Origin of the sequence: Actinoallomurus rhizosphaericola (assembly GCF_024055675.1) — a bacterium.
Taxonomy (GTDB): Bacteria; Actinomycetota; Actinomycetes; order Streptosporangiales; family Streptosporangiaceae; genus Actinoallomurus; species Actinoallomurus soli.
The window spans coordinates 58,995-77,503 of the sequence record NZ_JAMXMW010000025.1; the positions used below are offsets into that span (position 1 = coordinate 58,995).

The following is an 18,509-nucleotide window of genomic DNA, read 5'->3' on the forward strand; positions in this document are numbered from 1 at the left end:
CTTGCCTCGCCTGCGCGGACGCCCGCAGCGCGGACGCCCGCAGCGCGGCCGCGTCCCCAGGCTCCGCGTCACGACCCCGCGTCGGATCGTGGTCCGCGGCCCCGGACCACGACGGCCACCACGAGGGCTCCGGCGAGGAAGGCGGCGCCCGCCCCCGCCATCGGCGCGGCCAGGCGACCGCCCGCCCCCAGCGTGCCGAGCAGCGCGACGCCGATCGTGCTCCCCATCTGCCGGGCCGTGTTCACCGCCCCGGAGGCGACGCCCGCCCGCTCCGGCGGGGCGGCCTCGACGACGGTGGTCGTCGCGGCGGGCATCGTGAAGGCCATCCCGAAGCCCGCCGCCATCAGCGGGACCATGAGCAGCGGGTACGGGGTGCTCCGGCCGGCGGCCGTCAGCGCGAACAGCCCGGCCGCCCCGATGACCAGGCCGATCAGCATGGTGGTCCGGGTGCCGGACCGGCCCGTCATCCGCCCCGACAGGAACGACGCGAGCGAGACCAGGATCCCCTCGGGCACCAGAGCCAGCCCGGCGATGGTGGGGCTCATCCGGCGCACGTCCTGGAAGAACAGGCTGAGCACGAACAGCTGACCGTAGAAACCGAGGTTGATCAGCAACCCGACCGCGTTCCCGCCGGAGAACGCCGCGCCGCGGAAGAGGCCGAGCGGCAGCATCGGGTTCGCCGTACGCCGTTCCACCGCCGTGAACACGGCGGCGAGCAGCGCCGCGACCCCCAGCGCACCGAGCACGACGGGCGAGACCCAGCCGCGGGTCCGCGCCTCGATCAGCGCGAAGGTCAGCAGGCCGAGCGCGCCGACCACGGCGATCTGCGCCCCGAGGTCGAGCCCGCGCCGCCCGTGCCCCTCGGGCCGTACGACGTGCCGGACGGTGAGCAGCAGGGCGGCCAGGCCGATCGGCACGTTGATGAAGAAGACCAGGCGCCAGCTCGCCGCGTCGGTCAGCACCCCGCCGAGGACGGGGCCCGAGGCGGCGGCGACTCCGGCCACCCCGCCCCACACCCCGACGGCACGGGCACGCGCACGGGGGTCGGGGTGCGCCGCCTGCAGCAGCGCCAGCGAGGACGGGACCAGGACGGCGGCCGCGGCGCCCTGGATCAGCCGGGCGGCGACCAGAGTGCCCGCGGTCGGCGCCAGCCCGCAGGCCGCCGAGGCGACCGTGAAGAGCGCCAGACCGGCGCAGAACACCCGGTGAGGCCCCAGCCGGTCGCCGAGCGCGCCCGCGGACAGCAGCAGGGTCGCGAACGTGAGCGTGTAGCCGTCGACCACCCACTGGAGGACGCCCATCCCGCCGCCCAGGTCGCGACCCAGCGCGGGCAGCGACAGGTTCACGGCGGTGGCGTCGATGATCACCGCGAAGTACCCGAGGCAGATGGCGACCAGCGGCAACGCCCCGGTGCGCGGCCGGGACTCGGATGTCGATCTCAGCGTCAGCATGCCCCGATGCTTGCCCGGGGTCGTTTAGACGATCACCGAAGCGTTCCCGCGAGCGTGCTGTGCCGGCGGTCGGGGTGGGCCGCCATCCGGTGCCGGGCTCACCCGCCACCCGCAGCGCGCGCGCTCGGCGGCGGACCCGTCCCGCCGCTCGGGCCGGCACGCCCCTGCCCCGGGCCGGAACTCCCCGGGGCGGAGCCCGCTCAGACCTCGCCGGCGAGGGTGGCGACCATGACGGCCTTGATCGTGTGCAGGCGGTTCTCGGCCTGGTCGAAGACGATCGAGGCGTCCGACTCGAAGACCTCGTCGGTGACCTCGAGGCCCTCCAGGCCGAACTGCGCGTAGATCTCCTCGCCGACCGTCGTCTCCCGGTCATGGAAGGCCGGCAGGCAGTGCATGAACCGCACCGACGGGTTTCCCGTCGCTTCGAGCACCTTCGCGTTGACCTGGTACGGCGCGAGGAGCTCGATCCGCTCCGCCCAGACCTCCTTGGGCTCGCCCATCGACACCCACACGTCCGTGTGGACGAAGTCGGCGCCGCGCACGCCCTCCGCGACGTCGTCCGTGAGGGTGATCCGGGCCCCGCTGCGCTCGGCCAGGGCGCGGGCGGCGGCCTGGACCTCGGCGGACGGCTGCAGGCCGCCCGGCGCGACGAGACGCACGTCCATGCCCAGCAGCGCGCCCATGACGAGGAGGGAGTCGCCCATGTTGTTGCGCGCGTCGCCGAGGTAGGCGAAGGCGATCTCCTCGAGTGGCCGCGCCGCGTGCTCGGCCATGGTGAACGCGTCGCAGAGGCTCTGCGTGGGGTGCCACTCGTCGGTCAGGCCGTTCCAGACCGGGACTCCGGCGTACGCGGCGAGGGTCTCGACGTCCTCCTGGCGCCGGCCGCGGTACTGGATGCCGTCGAACATCCGGCCCAGCACGCGCGCGGTGTCCTTCACCGACTCCTTGTGCCCGATCTGCGAGCCGGCCGGGTCGAGGTAGGTGACGTGCGCGCCCTGGTCGTGCGCCGCCACCTCGAACGCGCTGCGAGTGCGCGTGGAGGTCTTCTCGAAGATCAGCGCGATGTTGCGGCCGGTCAGACGGGGGCGCTCCGTGCCCGCCCGGCGAGCCGCCTTGAGCTCACCGGCCAGGTCGATGAGCGAGCGGAACTCCTCGGCGGTGAAGTCGAGCTCCTTGACGAAGCTACGGCCGCGCAGCATGTGACCTCCCAGAGACATGAGGGGACTGTATCGCCATGCGCTATACTGAATCAATATTCAGATCAATGTCAGGGGTGGCCGCCTCCCTCCCGAGGACGTCCTCCTAGACTCAGGTCCATGGAGCCCCTCGCGGTCGCAGTCAATGACCTGGTCAAACGCTATGGCATGACCGCCGCGGCCGACGGCCTCTCCTTCGAGGCGCGATCCGGCGAGGTGACGGCCCTGCTCGGGCCCAACGGGGCGGGCAAGACGACCACGGTCGAGATCTGCGAGGGCTACCGGCGCGCCGACTCCGGCAGCGTGCGCGTCCTCGGCCGCGACCCCCGTGATCCCGCGCTCAAGACGCGGATCGGCGTGATGCTGCAGTCCGGGGGCGTGCCGACCAACGCGCGCGCCGGGGAGTTCCTGCGCCTGATCGCCAGCTTCTACGCCACTCCCCTGGATCCCGCCGCGCTGCTCGACCGTCTGGGGCTGACCGCCTCGGCCCGCACCTCGTACCGCCGCCTCTCCGGCGGCCAGCAGCAGCGGCTGGCCCTCGCCGCCGCGGTCGTCGGCCGCCCCGAGCTGGTCTTCCTCGACGAGCCCACCGCGGGCCTCGACCCGCAGGCCCGCCACGCCACCTGGGAGCTCGTCGAGGACCTGAAGGCCGCCGGCGTCGCGGTCATCCTGACCACCCACCACATGGACGAGGCCGAACGGCTCGCCGACGAGGTCGTCATCGTCGACCACGGGAGGGTCATCGCCTCGGGCCCCCCGTCCTCGCTGACCGGCGCCGAACGGCAGCTGCGCTTCCGCGCGCGTCCCGGGCTCGGCCTGGACGAGCTGCTGTCCGCGCTGCCGCCCGCGACGATCGCCAAGGAGTCCCCCGCCGGCCACTATGTCATCGAGGGCGACCTCGTCCCCGAGCTGCTGGCCACCGTGACCGCCTGGTGCGCCTCCAACGGCGTCATGACCGAGGACCTGCGGATCGAGCGCCGCACCCTCGAAGACGTCTTCCTCGAACTGACCGGACGGGAGCTCCGCTCGTGACGGACCTGACGTTCAGCCCCTCGCCCGGCGCGGCGCCGAGGTCCCGCATGGTCCGGGCCCAGACGGCGTACGAACTGCGCACGCTGCTGCGCAACGGCGAGCAGCTGCTGCTCATCCTGATCATCCCCGTCGCCCTGCTGATCCTGTTCAGCAGCGCGCCACTGCTCGACGTGGGCGCCGGACGGCGCGTCGACTTCCTGACGCCCGGCGTGCTGGCGCTCGCCGTGATGTCCACGGCGTTCACCGGCCAGGCCATCGGCACCGGCTTCGAACGAAGGTACGGCGTGCTCAAGCGCCTCGGCGCCACGCCCCTCCCCCGGTCCGGCCTGATCATCGCCAAGACGCTGACCGTGCTGGCCGTCGAGGTCCTGCAGGCCCTGGTCATCTGCGTCGTGGCCGCCGCGCTCGGCTGGAGCCCGCACGGAAACCCGGCGACCGTGATCCTGCTGCTGCTCCTGGGCACCGCGGCGTTCAGCGGGTTCGGCCTGCTGATGGCGGGCACCCTGCGCGCCGAGGCGACCCTGGCGGCCGCGAATCTCGTTTACATCCTCCTGCTGGCCCTCGGCGGCGTCGTATTTCCGTTGACAAAATTCTCCGGCGGCGTACGGTCGGTGCTCGAACTGCTACCGATCTCCGCGCTCGCCGACGGGCTGCGCCAGGTACTGCAGCACGGTGCCGGGTTCCCCGCCCGCGACCTGGTGATCCTCGCCGTGTGGGCGGTTCTCGGCCTCGCTCTCGCCGCGCGCTTCTTCTCCTGGGAGTGACGCATGGCGCTCGCCGAAGCCCCCGGCTCCTATGACGGGACGGCCCGGTCCCGCCCGGCCGGTCTCCGGCTGTCTCTCGGCTCCGTCCCCCCGCCCGCCCTGATCCTGCTCGGCATCGTCTCGGTCCAGGTCGGCGCCGGCCTCGCCAAGAACCTCTTCGGCCGCATCTCGCCGGACGCCATCGTGATGCTGCGCCTGGCCACCTCGGCCATCGTGCTCTCGGTGATGGCCCGCTCCGCGCTGCGCGACCTGCGGCGCCTGCACTCCCGGCGCGACCTCATGGTGGCCGTGCTGTTCGGCCTCACCCTCGCCGGGATGAACTTCAGCTTCTACCAGGCGATGGCGCGGATCCCGCTCGGCGTCGCGGTGACGATCGAGTTTTTGGGGCCGCTCACCGTCTCGATCGTCGCGTCGCGGCGCCGGCTCGACCTGCTGTGGGCGGCCCTGGCGCTGGGTGGCGTGGCGATGCTCGCGCGCGGCGACGGCGGCGTGCCCCTGGCCGGCGTCGTGTTCGGGCTGCTCGCGGCGGTCGGCTGGGCCGCGTACATCCTGCTGAGCGGCGCGACGGGCAAGCGGTTCTCCGGGTCGACCGGCCTGGCCATCGCGAGCGTCGTCGGCGCCATCGCGATCATGCCCGTCGGGATCGCCACCGGCGGTGCGCGGCTGCTCGACCCGAAGATCCTGCTGATCGGGCTCGGCGTCGGGCTGCTGTCGTCGGTCATCCCCTACAGCCTGGAGCTCGAGGCGCTGCGGCGCGTGCCCGCCCGGGTGTTCGGCATCCTCATGAGCCTGGAGCCCGCGGTGGCGGCCCTCGTCGGCCTCGTCTTCCTCGGCGAGGTCCTGATGTGGCGCGAGTGGCTGGCGATCGGCTGCGTCATCGCCGCCTGCGTCGGCGCCACCCGCTTCCAGGACTCCCCTCCCGAGGCCCCCGAGGCCTGACGGCCGGTGCGTCGGGGAGAAGAGGGCTACCCGGCGGGGACCCGGATCCGGGGCATGGCCGGGCGCTCGTACGATGAAGGGCGTGCGATCCGACAACCCGCTGACCCGGCTCCGTGACCTCGTGTGGCGCCCGACGCCCGCCGCCCTGCGCGGGCTGGCCCTCGCGAGCGTCGCGGGCAACGCCCTGATCATGGCGACCGGCGCGGCCGTGCGCGTCAGCGGCTCGGGCCTCGGCTGTCCCACGTGGCCGAAGTGCACCGGCACCAGCCTCGTCCCGACGCACACCCCGCAGCACTCGGCCGTCAACATGGCGATCGAGTTCGGCAACCGGATGCTGACCTTCCTGGTGCTGGCGCTCGGCGTGGCGGTGTTCGTCGCGGCCCTGCGGCTGCGGCCCCGTCGCACGGGCCTGGTGCGGCTGGCCGCGATCCAGCCGCTGAGCGTGGTCGCGCAGGCGATCGTCGGCGGGATCGTCGTCCTGACCGACCTGCACCCGGTCTCGGTGACCGTCCACTTCCTGCTGTCGCCCGCCATCCTGGCCGCGGCCGTCGTGCTGTGGGTGCGCGCGGGCGAGGGCGACGGGCGCGCCAGACCCGTCGTCCGCCAGGAGCTGGTCTGGCTGGGCCGCGCGCTGACGGGCGTGGTCTTCCTGCTCCTCGTGGCGGGCACCGTGGTGACCGGCACCGGCCCGCACGCGGGCGATCCCAAGGCACGGCGCTATGACTTCCAGATCGCGCAGGTGGCCCAGCTCCACGCGGACATCGTCTGGGCGACGGTCGGGCTGACGTTCGCGCTGCTCCTGGGCCTGCGGCTGACCAACGCCCCGAAGCACGTCCAGCGGCGCGCGCTCGAGCTCCTGGTGGTCGAGCTGGCGCAGGGCGTCATCGGCTATGTGCAGTACTTCACCAACGTCCCCGGCACGCTCGTCGTCGCCCACGTGCTCGGCGCGGCCCTGGTGTGGATCGCGACCCTGCGCGTCCTCTTCGCCCTCCGCGACCGCGGCGCCATGCCGCCGGCCCCGGCCGCCGAGCCCTCGGAGGCGATGCGCGACACCGCCCCGGCCGCCTCCCTCGGCGGCTGACGCCCCCGTACCACCTCACCGCGTCCCGGAGCGCTCGGCGATCGCGGGCGCGGGTTGAACGCCCACTGTTGTGGAGCCCTCGGCCGAGCCTGCGGTTCGGCCGGTGCTCAGTGCGTCAGTCGGCGTGGGTGAGCTGGGTGGTGAGCCACTGGAAGCACTTGGGGAGCATGGCCGTCCAGACGCCGGTGTTGTGGCCGCCGCGCGGCACGACGTAGGTGTAGACGACCGAGGGCGGCCGGGCCGCCCGCACCATGGTGTTCACCGCCGTGGTCGTTCCGGGGTCCTGCTTGCTGGCGGTCAGGAGCAGATCGACGTTCGGGTGCCTGGTCTGCAGCAGCGTCGGCACGTCGGCGCCGGGGACTCTGGCCAGCGCCGGGTTGGAGGCGGTGAAGTAGCCGGACATGCTGACGCCCGCGCGGAAGAGGCGGGGGTATTCGGTGGCGAGCTTGGCGGCGCAGTAGCCGCCCGTCGAATAGCCCATCGTCCCCCAGCCGTCACGGCCGGGCAGGGCGCGGAAGTTCTCCATGACGATGCGACGGACGTCCTCGGTCAGCCACGTGGCGACTTTCGGGCCGCCCGGCACGTTGGTGCACTCGGTGTCGTGACCGGGGACGACCGTGATGGTCGGCGCTACGAGGATGTAGGGCTGGGCGGCGCCCTTCTTCATCGCCTCTTGGAGCTTCTTCGGCCCCTGCATGGTGTGGAACCACGTGATCGGGGTGCCGGGGAACCCGGGGAACAGTTCGATGACGGGGAACCGCTGCCGCGGACGCTGACGGTACTGCGGCGGCAGCCACACCCAGATCCTGCTGCGGATTCCCGACTTCGCCCCGACCAGTTCGGCGGAGTACGCGGAGTCGCGCCGGTCCGGGCGAAAGTCGTTGCGGAGCCGCTTGGACAGGCCACGGGCCAGCGGCTGCGATCCGGAGTTCTGCTGCTGGATGGGCGCGTCGGCGCCGTTCTGGCCGATCAGGTCGTTCCAGGAGGCGAAGAACTGGAAGTGATCGTTGAGGCCGACGCCCGCCAGGAGGACGGCCGTCACCTGGCAGACCACGATCATCGCGATCCTGACCGGCCATGCGGTCATGCCCCGCACCCGTCCCCACAGCAGCGCGCAGCCGGCCGGCGCGGCCAGTGCGAGCAGGATCGATAGGACGAGCAGTGGCGGGCCCAGCAGACTCACCCGTGGCCTCCCCCGAAGGCGTCGAACTGAGCGTCACCGCAACGCCACCTGGACGGTGGCTCCATGCGCTGTCATCGCGGGCCGATCGTAGAGGGGGTCAGGTTCGCTCCGGCTTGAGCGAACGTGTCGGCCGCGTGTACTTCACGTTCACCTGGCGTGAAGGTCGCCGCGGACCCGGCCGGTCACTCGCCGGGGGCGATGTCCGTCGTCGCCGCCTGGGCCTCCTGCGGCTCGATCTGCGCGAGCCGCTCGGTCAGCGCGGCGCGGACGGCCCGGTAGGAGTCGCTGCCGAGCACGAGACGGAGCGGCGCGGGCTCCTGATCGGCGCTGGCGATGATCAAGTCGGCCATCTTCACCGGGTCGCCCAGTGGCGGGCGGCTGCGGTCCTTCGCCTGCCGGACCATCGCGGCGGGGCTGTCGTCGTACTCGGGCATCGGGTCGGCCAGCTGCAGGCTGTCGAACCGGAACTCGGTGCGGGCGCCGCCGGGCTCGACGATCGTGACGCCGATGCCGAACGGGGCGACGTCCTTGGCGGTGGCCTCCATGAACCCCTCGATGCCCCACTTTCCGGCGTGGTAGAGCGACGCGCCGGGGTTCGTGGCCTGGCCCCCGTACGTCGACAGCTGGATGATGCGGCCGCCGCCCTGCCGCCGCAGGTGCGGCAGCGCGGCGCGGACGACCTGGATCGACCCGAGCAGGTTGGTGTTGAGCTGGTGGACGACCTGTTCGTCGGTGAGCTCCTCCACGGCGCCGAAGAGGCCGTAGCCGGCGTTGTTCACGACCACGTCGATCCGGCCGAGGTCGCCGAAGGCGTGATCGACGACCCTCCTGACCTCGGGGAGGTCCGTCACGTCCAGGTGCGCGACCCGGAACCGGTCCCCGTACGCGGCCTTCAGGTCGTCCACCGATCCCCGCTTGCGGACGGTTCCGGCGACCCGGTCGCCCCGCTCCAGCAGTCGCTCGGTCATGTGGCGGCCGAAGCCGCTGTTGACACCCGTGATGAACCAGGTGCGGCGTTCCATCGTGTGCCTTTCTCTCTGCCCCCGTGGGGCGGTGCGCGCCTCCCGTTCGGGGAGGCTCTTCAAGAGTCCGCTCCCCGGCGTCCCGGTGGGAGTTCCCCCGTGTTCCTGGTAGTGCGGGGGCCAGTCACCGGCGGAGCCTGGCGTAGCGTGGGCGCCGTGAGCGGCGGTAACAGACTCGGCGAGTTCCTGCGCGCCCGGCGGGAGCTCGTCCGTCCGGAGGACGTCGGGCTGCGGGTGACGGGGATGCGCCGGGTGCGCGGCCTGCGGCGCGAGGAGGTCGCGCTCCTCGCCGGCATCAGCGCGGACTACTACCTGCGGCTGGAGCAGGGACGCGACCGCAACCCCTCGGCCCAGGTCCTCGACGCTCTGGCCGCGGTGCTGCGGCTGGACGCCGAGAGCACGGCGTACCTGATCCGGCTGGCCCGGCCGGAGTCACGCCGCCGGCCCGAGCGCCGCGAGCGTGTCCCCGAGGGCGTGGAGCTGCTGCTCCAGACGCTCAACGTGCCCGCGTTCGTGGTCGACAAGTACCGTGACGTGCTGGCGGCCAACCGTCTCGCCCGGGCCCTCTCCCCGCTGATGGCACCGGGGGTGAACCGGCTCCGCGCCATCTTCACCGACCCCGTCGCGCAGGAGTACCACCCGGACTGGGAGGAGAACGCGCCCGGTCTCGTCGCCCAGCTGCGCGCCGAGGTCGGCACCGACACCGACGACGACCGGTTCCGGGCACTCGTCGACGAGCTGTCGCGGAGCAGTGAACGCTTCCGTACGCTCTGGGCGCGCCATGACGTGCACCGCGGGGAGAGCGGCGCCGGCCTCATCCGCCATCCGAGGGGCGGCGACCTGCGGCTGCGGCGCGAGAAGCTGGCCGTCACGGGCACGGACGGACTGCTGCTGGTGATCTACCACGCCGACCCCGGCACTCCGGCCGCCGAGGCGCTCGCGCTGCTCGCCTCGCTCGAGCTCTCCGAGGGTCAGTCGCCCCGGAGGTAGGCGCGCAGACGGTCGAGCGGCCAGGTGTTGACGACGTCCTCGGGAGTGAGCCAGCCGCGCTGCGCGGTGCCGACCGCGTACCGGAGGTTGTCGAAGTGGCCCGGCGCGTGGGCGTCGCTGTCGATGGCGAACTTCACGCCGTGCCGCCGGGCGCGCCGGATCAGGTCGGCGGGCAGGTCGAGGCGGTCGGGGAAGGCGTCGATCTCCAGGATCGTCCGGGCCCGCGCACAGGCGGCGAAGACGGCGTCCCAGTCGGCGTCGACGGGGGCACGGCGGCCGATGCTGCGCGCGGTCGGGTGGCCGAGGATGTGCACGTACGGGTTCTCGACCGCGCGGAGGAGCCGGCGGGTCATCGCCGCCCGGTCCTGGGTGAAGTGCGAGTGGACGGAGGCGACGCAGACGTCGAAGCCCGCGAGGAACTCGGCCGGCCAGTCCACCTCGCCGTCGGGGTCGATGTTCAGCTCGGTGCCGTGCAGCAGCGCCATGTCCGGGTACCGCTCCTGCAGCGCGCGTACGGCCTCGCGCTGGGCGAGCATCTTCTCGTCCGTCATGCGCTGCATGAAGAGGTTCGGCGCGTGGTCGGTGATCGCGTAGTACGCGTTGCCGCGCGCGGCCGCGGCGGCGACCATGTCCTCCAGGGAGGCGACGCCGTCGGTCAGGTCGGTGTGGGTGTGCAGGTCGCCGCGCAGGTCGGCGAGCTCGACGAGGCGGGGCAGCTCACCGCGCAGCGCCGCCTCGATCTCGCCCTCGTCCTCGCGCAGCGGCGGCGGGATCCACGGCAGCCCGAGCCGGGCGTAGACGTCCTCCTCGGTGGCGGAGACGATCAGCTCGCCGGTCTCGACCGAGAACAGGCCGTACTCCGACAGCTTCAGCCCGGCGCGTACGGCGATCTCGCGGGTGCGGACGTTGTGGGCCTTGGACCCGGTGAAGTACTGCAGCGCGGCGCCCCAGGACTCCGGCGGTACGACGCGCAGGTCGACCTGCAGCCCCTTGAGCGTGCGGACGGAGGTCTTCGTCTCGCCGCTGCCGATCACCTCGGTGACGAACGGGAGGGCGGTGAACGCCGCCATGAGCGGGCCCGAGTCGTCGGCGGTGGCGAGGATGTCGATGTCGCCGATCGTCTCCCGGCGGCGTCGCAGCGACCCCGCGACCGCGCAGCGGCCGGCGAGCGGCGAGAGCGCGGCGACGATCTCCGTGGCGAGTTCGGTGGCCACGTCGATCAGCGCCCGCTCCCCCTGGCTCCGCAGGAGCTCGATGCCGTGGAGGATGTTCTCCTCGGTCTTGGCGCCGAAGCCCTTGAGACCGGTCAGCCGACCGGCCGGGATGGCCTCGGCGAGCTGCTCCACCGAGGAGATGCCGAGCTCCTCGTACAGCACCATCGCCTTCTTCGGCCCGAGGGTCGGGATGGCGGTGAGGGCGCGCACCCCCGCCGGGATGCGCTCGCGCAGCGCCTCGAGCTGCCGGATCGTGCCGGTCTGCTGATAGTCGAGGATCTTCTTGGCGATCGCCTCGCCGACGTTCGGGATCTTCCGCAGGCCCTTCAGGTCGAGGGCCGTGACGTCGTCGGGGTGGCCCGCGATGGCGCGGGCCGCCTTCTCGTAGGCGCGGACCTTGAAGGCCGCCTCACCGGTGATCGAGAGCAGATCGGCGAACTCGGCGAACAGAGCCGCGACGTCGTCATTAGGGCGCCCCATGCTCCCGATCCTAGGGTTCATGCCGCGGTCTCCAGGCCCAGGTCGGGGCCGAACGCCTCGAGCCCTGCCGGGGCCGTCAGGGCGCGTAGCTCATGACGTGGTCGTGGACCATGCGGCCGACGCCGGGGTCGCCACGGCGGAACGCCTCGGTGATGTGGGCGTGCTCGGCGGCCTTGCCGCACAATTCGGTGCCCCGGCGCTTCAGGGACAGGGCCGTCCAGACCTCGATGCCGAGGGACTGCCACACCGAGCGCAGCAGGCGGTTGCCGGAGGCCTCCACGATCTCGCGGTGGAACGCGATGCTGTGCCGCATCTCCTCGTCCCGGTCGGTGGCGGCGGCCAGGCGCGCGATGTGGACCTCGAGCCCCTCGACCTGACCGGCCAACCGGTGGACGGCGAGATCGGCGGCGGTCTCCTCCAGGCCGGCGCGGACCGGGAAGACCTCGGCGAGGTCCTCGTCGGTGAAGTCGCGCACCCTCGCGCCCCGGTTGGGCAGCGTCTCGATCAGGCGGAGGGCCTCCAGATGGCGGAGCGCCTCCCGTACGGGCGCCTGGCTGACGCCGAGCTCGGCCGCGATGCGGCGCTCCACGATACGCTCGCCGGGCGCCCAGCGGCCCGAGGTGATGCCCTCGATCAGAACCTGACGGATCTGGTCGCCGAGGCCGGTGCGCACCAGCGCGGGAGACGCGTTCATGTTACTCAATGGTAGCCGCCTCCTACGTGGTAAAACCCTTCTTAACACTGATCTATGATCGATCATAGATAATCGCCTCCTGATTGTATGGGCGCGGGTCGTGGGAACCCCATCGCAGCGCCCGGACACGAAGGGAACACCTCGATGGGTGACACCAAGACGAGGACCCCGGCACGACGGGCCCGGACCCGCGCGGCGCAGCCCGAGCCGGAGACGCTTGTCGCGTACTACCGGCAGATGCTGCTCATACGCCGGTTCGAGGAGCGCGCCGCCCGGGCGTATACCGAAGCCAAGATCGGTGGCTACTGTCACCTGAATCTCGGTGAGGAGGCGACGGTCACCGGGCTGATGGCGGCCCTGGAGCCTCGCGACTACCTGTTCACGAACTACCGGGAGCACGGGTACGCCCTCGCCCGCGGCATCGACGCCCGCCGCGTCATGGCCGAGCTGTACGGCCGGAGCACCGGCGTCTCCAAGGGCTGGGGCGGGTCGATGCACATGTTCGACCTGGAGTCGCGGATGCTCGGCGGGTACGGCATCGTCGGCGGCCAGCTCCCCCTCGCCACCGGCGCGGCGCTCGCCGTGAACTACAAGGGCGGCGACGAGGTCGTCATGTGCCAGATGGGCGACGGCACGACCAACATCGGGGCGTTCCACGAGTCGCTGAACATGGCCGCCCTATGGGACCTGCCGATCGTGTTCGTCGTCATCAACAACGGCCTCGGCATGGGCACGACCGTTGAGGCGTCCTCGGCCGAGCCGGAGCTGTACCGCCGGGCCGCGGCGTACCGCATGGAGGGTGCCCGCGTCGACGGCACCGACGTGGTCGCCGTACGCGAGGCCGCGCACGCGGCGGTCGAGCGGGCCCGGAGCGAGAGCAAGCCGTTCCTGCTGGAGACGACGAGCCCGCGCCTGCGCGGCCACTCGGTCGTCGACCCGGCCCGCTACCGCACGGCGGAGGAGAAGGAGGCGCTCAAGGCCGCCGACCCGCTCGCCCACTTCGGGCTGGTGCTGGAGGAGGCCGGCGTCCTGGACGCCGAGGCGCGCGCGAAGCTGGACGCCGAGGTCAAGGCCGAGGTCGACGACGCGGCCGCGTTCGCCGACGACAGCCCGCACCCGGACGTGTCCACGCTGTTCGACTACACCTACGCCACGCCCGTCCGTGGCGAGTCCCGCCGCCTGCCGGCCGACCCGGTCTTCTGAGGAGATTCACATGGCGACCATGACCTACCGCCAGGCCCTCCGGGACACCCTGCGCGACGAGATGCTGCGCGACGAGAACGTCTTCGTCATGGGCGAGGAGATCGGCGTCTTCGAGGGCTCGTACAAGATCACTGAGGGGCTGCTCAAGGAGTTCGGGCCCAAGCGCGTCCGTGACACCCCGATCGCCGAGGAGGGCTTCGTCGGCGCCGCGATCGGCGCGGCCATGCTGGGCCTGCGCCCCGTCGTGGAGATCATGACGATCAACTTCTCGCTGCTCGCGCTGGACCAGATCGTCAACCACGCGGCCAAGATCTACGGCATGTTCGGCGGGCAGTGCAGCGTGCCCATGGTGATCCGCACGCCCGGCGGCGGCGGACAGCAGCTCGGCGCCACGCACTCGCAGAACGTCGAGCTGTTCTACTCGTTCATCCCGGGCCTGAAGGTCCTCGCGCCGAGCACGCCCGCCGAGGCGTCCTCGATGCTGCGGGCGGCGATCCGCGACGACGACCCGGTGCTGTTCCTGGAGAACCTCGCGCTGTACAACACGCGCGGCGAGGTGCCCGACGACCTGGAGCCCGCCGAGATCGGCCGGGCGGCCGTCACGCGGCCGGGCACCGACGTGACGATCGTCGCGTACTCCCGGATGGCCCACGTCGCCGTCGAGGCGGCCGAGAAGCTGGCCACCGACGGCATCTCCGCCGAGATCGTGGACCTGCGCAGCCTGCGCCCGCTGGACCGGGAGACCATCGTCGAGTCCGTTCGCCGCACCGGCTGCGCCGTCGTGGCCGAGGACGACTGGCTCACGTACGGCATCGGCGCGGAGATCGCCGCGACGATCCAGGAGGGCGCGTTCGACCATCTCGACGCCCCGGTGCGCCGTGTCGCGATGGCCGAGGTGCCGCTCCCCTATTCCAAGCCGCTCGAACTGGCCGCCCTGCCGTCGGCCGAGTCGCTCGTCACCGCCGTGCGCGACACCGTACGCGCGACCGGCCGTTAGGAAGATTGATGTCCGAGATCCTCATGCCGCGCCTGTCCGACACCATGGAGGAAGGCGTCATCAGCGCGTGGCACAAGAAGCCCGGCGACAAGGTCACCGCCGGAGAGGCCCTGGTCGACATCGAGACCGACAAGGCCCTCATGGAGTACGAGGCGTACGAGGACGGCGTGCTCGGCGAGATCCTGGTCGCCGAGGGCCAGACCGCCTCCATCGGCGCGCCGATTGCGATCCTCCTGGCCGAGGGCGAGTCCGCCCCGGCGAAGGCGCCCGCCGCGGCGGAGACCGCCGCCGCGAACGGCCAGGCGACCCCGTCGCCGCAGACCGCCGACGCCCCGGCCGCGACCGCGACGGTTCCCGCCCAGGGCGTCCCCGCCGACGCGTCGAACGGCGCCCGTTCCCGTCCGCCGTCCTCCCCGCTCGCGCGCAGGCTAGCGCGGGAGAACGACATCGACCTCACGACGCTCACCGGTTCGGGCCCCGGCGGCCGGATCGTGCGCGCCGACATCGAGGCCGCGCTGAAGAACGCGCCTGCCGCCCCGGCGCCGGCCGCGCAGGCGTCCTCCCCCGCGCCGACCGCGCCGACCGCGGCTCCCGCTGCCGCCGCGGCGGCCGAGGACCCGGACGTCGAGCGGGTGCCGCTCAGCCGGATCCGGAAGGTCACCGCCCGCCGGCTCACCGAGAGCATGCAGACGACGCCGCACTTCTACCTGACGCGGGTCGTCGACGTCGGCGCGCTGCTGGCCTTCCGCAAGACGCTGAACGAGGCCCTCGCCCCGGCCAAGGTGAGCGTGAACGACCTCATCGTCAAGGCGTGCGCCACGGCCCTGCGGGCCAACCCGGTGTTGAACGTCTCGTTCACCGAGGACAGCCTCCTCGTGCACAAGCGGGTGAACGTCGGCGTGGCCGTCGCGCTGGAGGACGGTCTCGTGGTCCCGGTCATCCGGGACGCCGACCGCAAGACGGTCTCGCAGATCGGGGCGGAGACCCGTGAGCTCGCCGGGCGGGCGCGCGAGCAGCGCCTCACCCCGCAGGAGATGTCCGGCGGCACGTTCACCGTCAGCAACCTCGGGATGTTCGGCATCGACTCGTTCACCGCCGTCATCAACCCGCCGGAGGCCGGCATCCTCGCCGTCGGCGCGACCCGCAAGGACGTCGTGGTCGGCGACGATGGTGAGTTCACCGTCCGGGACCGGCTCACGCTGACGCTGTCCGTCGACCACCGCGCCTGCGACGGCGCGACCGGCGCGAAGTTCCTCGGCGAACTGGCCGAACTGCTGGAGAACCCGCTCCGCATCATCGCCTGAACCGCGCGAGGGCGCCCCTTCCACGGCCGGCCGTGGAAGGGGCGCCCTCTGCCGTACGCGTGCCGGTGCGGACCGCGATCAGGGCAGGTCCGGGATCTCGAAGATCTGACTCGAGTTGCCGGTGTCGCAGAAGTCCCGCCAGATGCTCCAGTCCGCGCTCGGCGGTGACGTCGGGTGGAGCGCCATGCATCGGCCCTGACCCGTGCCCAGGTAGTTCGTCAGCACGTACTGGTGGGCCGCACCCGCGGGGAGGAAGGCCCAGACGTCCTGATTCTGGACGATCGGGTGCAGGCAGTCGCCCTGCCGCACCTCGAACCGGAATGGCGCCAGGCACAGGTTCGAAGCCGCGTTCAGGATGCGGTAGGTGTGACTGAACCCGGACACCGGGACCGGGATGAGGGTGAACTGCTGTTCCTGGGTGTTCTGGCACGGCGCGGTGCCGATGTTCTGGTTGATGTCGGTCGTGCCGCCCCACACGTCGATGCAGGTGTTACTGGCCGGTGCGTACATCCGCGTCACGATCTCGCCGGCCGCGACCTGCGCGGTACGGCCGGTGATGATCGCCGCGGCGCGCGGTGTCACGGTGGCGGCCTGCGCGACACCGCTGCTCGCCCCGAGGGCCGCAAGCACGCCGCCGACTCCGAGGCCGGCGGCGATGAATCTCCGTCTCATCTCATCTCCTCGCGTACGGGGGTGAAAGGGCGAGAAGCGCAAATAGCCCTTTATTGCCGTAAAACGCGATCAGCGTCGCATGGCCCGCTGATCTGATCAATGAGCTACGACAGACTCGACATCAATCTTTGACAGAACTTAACATTTGTCCCTGACCAGCCGGAACGGTGCAGAGAGCAGTGCCGTCGAACGGTTCGATCACCTCGCCGGCGCCCGGATCGGATCGTGATGATGGTGCTTCCCAGATCTCGACGAGCCGGATGGCGTGGGACGGCCCGGCGTGGCCGGTTCATGCCATGCGTCGGGGAGCCCCAACGGCGTAGCCTGGTTCCGGCCACCCTGTCGTCGCGAGGGAAGTGGTCAGCGTCAGCCGGTGGAGGGCTGATGGCCCCTCGTACAGGAGGTAGTGGCCGTCATCATGCACACGGTGCTGACCACCGAGGATGTCGCGAATGCCGAGCGACTGGAATACCTCTGGGAAACACTGTCGCCGGCGGAACCTTATGTCGAGGACCGCGAATCCCTATTGGACGGGGCAATAGATGTCGGCGTGCTAGGCACCGTCAACCTGCTGCGGATCGTCAGTCGTTGTGCAGCCCGTCACGGGTTACGTCATTCCGGCCGGTCGGATCCGGAAGACTATCGGCTGTCGCTGTTCATGGACACGCCCACCATGCTGACCCACAACGAGCGACAGACCGAGCTCGCTCCCGGCGACATGGTGTTGTTCGATGTGTCCCGCCCTTACGACGCGTGGAATCACCCGGGCAAGGCGGGTCTTCTCCACTTCGTCCTTCCCCGGAAGCAGATGCGGTTGCCTCCCGCCTCCGTGGACAAGCTCGTCGGAGTCCGCTTGAGCGGCCGTTCCGGTATCGGCGCGTTGCTGCACACCTTCGCGGCGCAGGCCGCCCGGGACCTCGATACGTACGACCTGACCGACGGCGCGCACGTGTCGACCGTCCTGCTGGACCTCGTTGGCGGCGTGCTCGCCCACCATCTGGACGCGGCCGGTCAACTCCCCGTCGAGTCACGGCAACAGGTGATGCTCCAACGCGTGCACCAATTCATCCAGCATCGGCTCGGCGACCCCGACCTGACACCTGCCATGGTCGCAGAGGCACATCACATCTCGATTCGGACCCTGCACCGGCTGTTCGAGTCCAGCGGCTGCACGCTCGCCGAATGGATCCGTACCCAGCGCCTCGAACGCTGCCGCCGCGACCTGTCCGACCCCCTCCTCGGCGACCAGCCCATCCACGCGATCGCCCGGCGATGGGGCTTCACCTCGCACGCTCACTTCACTCGTGCGTTCCGCATCGCGTACGGCCTGAGCCCGCAGGAACACCGGCACCAGCGACGATGACCTCACGCCAGGAGGGTGAACCCCCTGGCTCTGGGTCCCCGGCCACGGGCCGCCGCATACGACATCTCCGTCGTCCCTCACCGGCCGATCCCCCGATTCCTGATCTCGGCGTTTCCATGGCACGCGAAGCAAAGAACGTGGCGTGGAGCGTCAAAGACATCCCTCTCTGCCCGATAGAGACTCGGGGACGCAGCGGAAATCGAACGCCGACAGGGCGTGACCGTCGGAATCGAAAAGCGAAAGGATCGATCACTCAAGCGCCTTATCACCGCGCGCTCGTGAAGGTGTCGTACGGCTGTCGCCGTTCGTCCGCAACTTCGTCAACCCGCTCGACCGCTGCTCCTTCCAACCCCCAGAAACGAGGGAAAATGAAACTCATCGGCAAAGGCAGGGTCGTAGGCGCTGCCGCAACCTCCGCCGCGGCCATCGCACTGCTCACCGGAGCAGCCGCGCCCGCCAACGCGACTCCCCCGGGCCCTGCCGCGTGCACGGCGTGGCAGAACATCTCCGCCGCGACCTCTGGGTCAGATACGGTCTGGCTTCAGTACAACTCGGGCTGCAGGACCGTACGCGCGGTAATGAGCAACTGGAGCACCTCTTCCGGATGGGAGATCTGGGTCTACAACGAAGACACCGGGGCGACCGCCTCGGCCTACAACCCGCACGTCGTAACTGACACGATCAGCGACGCCGGCACTCGCTCACACGCATGCGTACAGCAGAGCGGACGCGCGAAGAGCTGCACGCCGTACTTCTGATCCCTGAGCCGCTCAGTCCGGGGAGTGTCACGACCACCGGATTGTGCCGCGAAGGCGGGTGATCCTTCAGCTCACCGCCCTCCGGCCGCCGGACGGCGGTGAGCTGAAGCCCGACGAGTCCGTCCCTACGGGCTCGGCTCGGCGCCGAACCGTCACGTCACGGCGT

17 protein-coding genes are annotated in these 18,509 nt (G+C 71.3%); 10 read left to right on the forward strand and 7 right to left on the reverse strand.

Features of this window, described 5'->3' with window-relative positions:
- Positions 1-68: 68 nt before the first annotated feature.
- Positions 69-1,451, reverse strand: coding sequence for an MFS transporter (locus NE234_RS38725; protein WP_252785951.1), 1,383 nt, complete (start codon positions 1,449-1,451; stop codon positions 69-71).
- A 200-nt stretch (positions 1,452-1,651) separates the two neighbouring features.
- Positions 1,652-2,668 (reverse strand): ornithine carbamoyltransferase, encoded by a 1,017-nt coding sequence (gene argF / locus NE234_RS38730; protein ID WP_319947029.1) that lies wholly within the window; start codon positions 2,666-2,668, stop codon positions 1,652-1,654.
- 99 nt (positions 2,669-2,767) lie between these two features.
- Between argF and NE234_RS38735 the strand changes: the two genes are divergently transcribed.
- The 4 genes from NE234_RS38735 (at position 2,768) to NE234_RS38750 (ending at position 6,463) form a co-directional block, all read left to right on the forward strand.
- Entirely contained in the window at positions 2,768-3,679 is a 912-nt protein-coding gene (locus NE234_RS38735) for an ABC transporter ATP-binding protein (RefSeq protein ID WP_252785952.1), read from the forward strand.
- On the forward strand, positions 3,676-4,443 hold the full coding sequence (locus NE234_RS38740) for an ABC transporter permease (protein ID WP_406567125.1): 768 nt from the start codon (positions 3,676-3,678) through the stop codon (positions 4,441-4,443). Before NE234_RS38735 ends, NE234_RS38740 begins: the two co-directional genes overlap by 4 nt.
- A gap of 3 nt (positions 4,444-4,446) precedes the next feature.
- Positions 4,447-5,382 carry an EamA family transporter gene (locus tag NE234_RS38745; RefSeq protein WP_252785953.1) on the forward strand — a complete coding sequence of 312 codons (936 nt, stop codon included), beginning with the start codon at positions 4,447-4,449 and terminating at the stop codon, positions 5,380-5,382.
- A 73-nt stretch (positions 5,383-5,455) separates the two neighbouring features.
- Entirely contained in the window at positions 5,456-6,463 is a 1,008-nt protein-coding gene (locus NE234_RS38750; RefSeq protein WP_252785955.1) for a COX15/CtaA family protein, read from the forward strand.
- Positions 6,464-6,578: 115 nt separating this feature from the next.
- Here the strand turns inward: NE234_RS38750 and NE234_RS38755 are convergent, their stop codons facing one another.
- Both NE234_RS38755 and NE234_RS38760 read right to left on the reverse strand, forming a co-directional pair.
- Positions 6,579-7,646 carry an alpha/beta hydrolase gene (locus NE234_RS38755; protein WP_252785956.1) on the reverse strand — a complete coding sequence of 356 codons (1,068 nt, stop codon included), beginning with the start codon at positions 7,644-7,646 and terminating at the stop codon, positions 6,579-6,581.
- Positions 7,647-7,828: 182 nt separating this feature from the next.
- The gene (locus tag NE234_RS38760) at positions 7,829-8,668 is read right to left on the reverse strand and encodes an SDR family oxidoreductase (protein WP_252785957.1); all 840 of its coding nucleotides are present in this window, start codon (positions 8,666-8,668) and stop codon (positions 7,829-7,831) included.
- Positions 8,669-8,824: 156 nt separating this feature from the next.
- On the opposite strand from NE234_RS38760, the gene NE234_RS38765 reads away from it, so the two are divergent.
- Positions 8,825-9,658: a helix-turn-helix domain-containing protein gene (locus NE234_RS38765; protein ID WP_252785959.1), complete on the forward strand. Its 834-nt coding sequence runs from the start codon at positions 8,825-8,827 to the stop codon at positions 9,656-9,658.
- Here NE234_RS38765 and polX read toward each other — a convergent pair.
- Positions 9,640-11,352 carry a DNA polymerase/3'-5' exonuclease PolX gene (gene polX, locus NE234_RS38770; RefSeq protein ID WP_252785960.1) on the reverse strand — a complete coding sequence of 571 codons (1,713 nt, stop codon included), beginning with the start codon at positions 11,350-11,352 and terminating at the stop codon, positions 9,640-9,642. The genes NE234_RS38765 and polX overlap by 19 nt on opposite strands.
- Positions 11,353-11,428: 76 nt before the next feature.
- Positions 11,429-12,046, reverse strand: a complete 618-nt coding sequence (locus NE234_RS38775; RefSeq protein WP_252785961.1) for a GntR family transcriptional regulator — start codon at positions 12,044-12,046, stop codon at positions 11,429-11,431.
- Between the two features lie 144 nt (positions 12,047-12,190).
- Between NE234_RS38775 and pdhA the strand changes: the two genes are divergently transcribed.
- The 3 genes from pdhA to NE234_RS38790 are packed head-to-tail and all read left to right on the forward strand — an operon-like array spanning position 12,191 to position 15,550.
- A complete protein-coding gene (gene pdhA, locus NE234_RS38780; RefSeq protein WP_252785963.1) occupies positions 12,191-13,249 on the forward strand; it encodes a pyruvate dehydrogenase (acetyl-transferring) E1 component subunit alpha in 1,059 nt (352 codons plus the stop codon).
- 10 nt (positions 13,250-13,259) lie between these two features.
- The gene (locus NE234_RS38785; protein ID WP_252785965.1) at positions 13,260-14,246 is read left to right on the forward strand and encodes an alpha-ketoacid dehydrogenase subunit beta; all 987 of its coding nucleotides are present in this window, start codon (positions 13,260-13,262) and stop codon (positions 14,244-14,246) included.
- 8 nt (positions 14,247-14,254) lie between these two features.
- The gene (locus NE234_RS38790; RefSeq protein WP_252785966.1) at positions 14,255-15,550 is read left to right on the forward strand and encodes a dihydrolipoamide acetyltransferase family protein; all 1,296 of its coding nucleotides are present in this window, start codon (positions 14,255-14,257) and stop codon (positions 15,548-15,550) included.
- Between the two features lie 78 nt (positions 15,551-15,628).
- Here the strand turns inward: NE234_RS38790 and NE234_RS38795 are convergent, their stop codons facing one another.
- Entirely contained in the window at positions 15,629-16,222 is a 594-nt protein-coding gene (locus NE234_RS38795; RefSeq protein ID WP_252785968.1) for an RICIN domain-containing protein, read from the reverse strand.
- A 406-nt stretch (positions 16,223-16,628) separates the two neighbouring features.
- Here NE234_RS38795 and NE234_RS38800 point away from each other — a divergent pair, with 406 nt between their 5' ends.
- Positions 16,629-17,585: a helix-turn-helix domain-containing protein gene (locus NE234_RS38800; protein ID WP_252785970.1), complete on the forward strand. Its 957-nt coding sequence runs from the start codon at positions 16,629-16,631 to the stop codon at positions 17,583-17,585.
- 368 nt (positions 17,586-17,953) lie between these two features.
- On the forward strand, positions 17,954-18,343 hold the full coding sequence (locus NE234_RS38805) for a hypothetical protein (protein WP_252785971.1): 390 nt from the start codon (positions 17,954-17,956) through the stop codon (positions 18,341-18,343).
- The last annotated feature ends 166 nt before the right edge of the window (positions 18,344-18,509 follow it).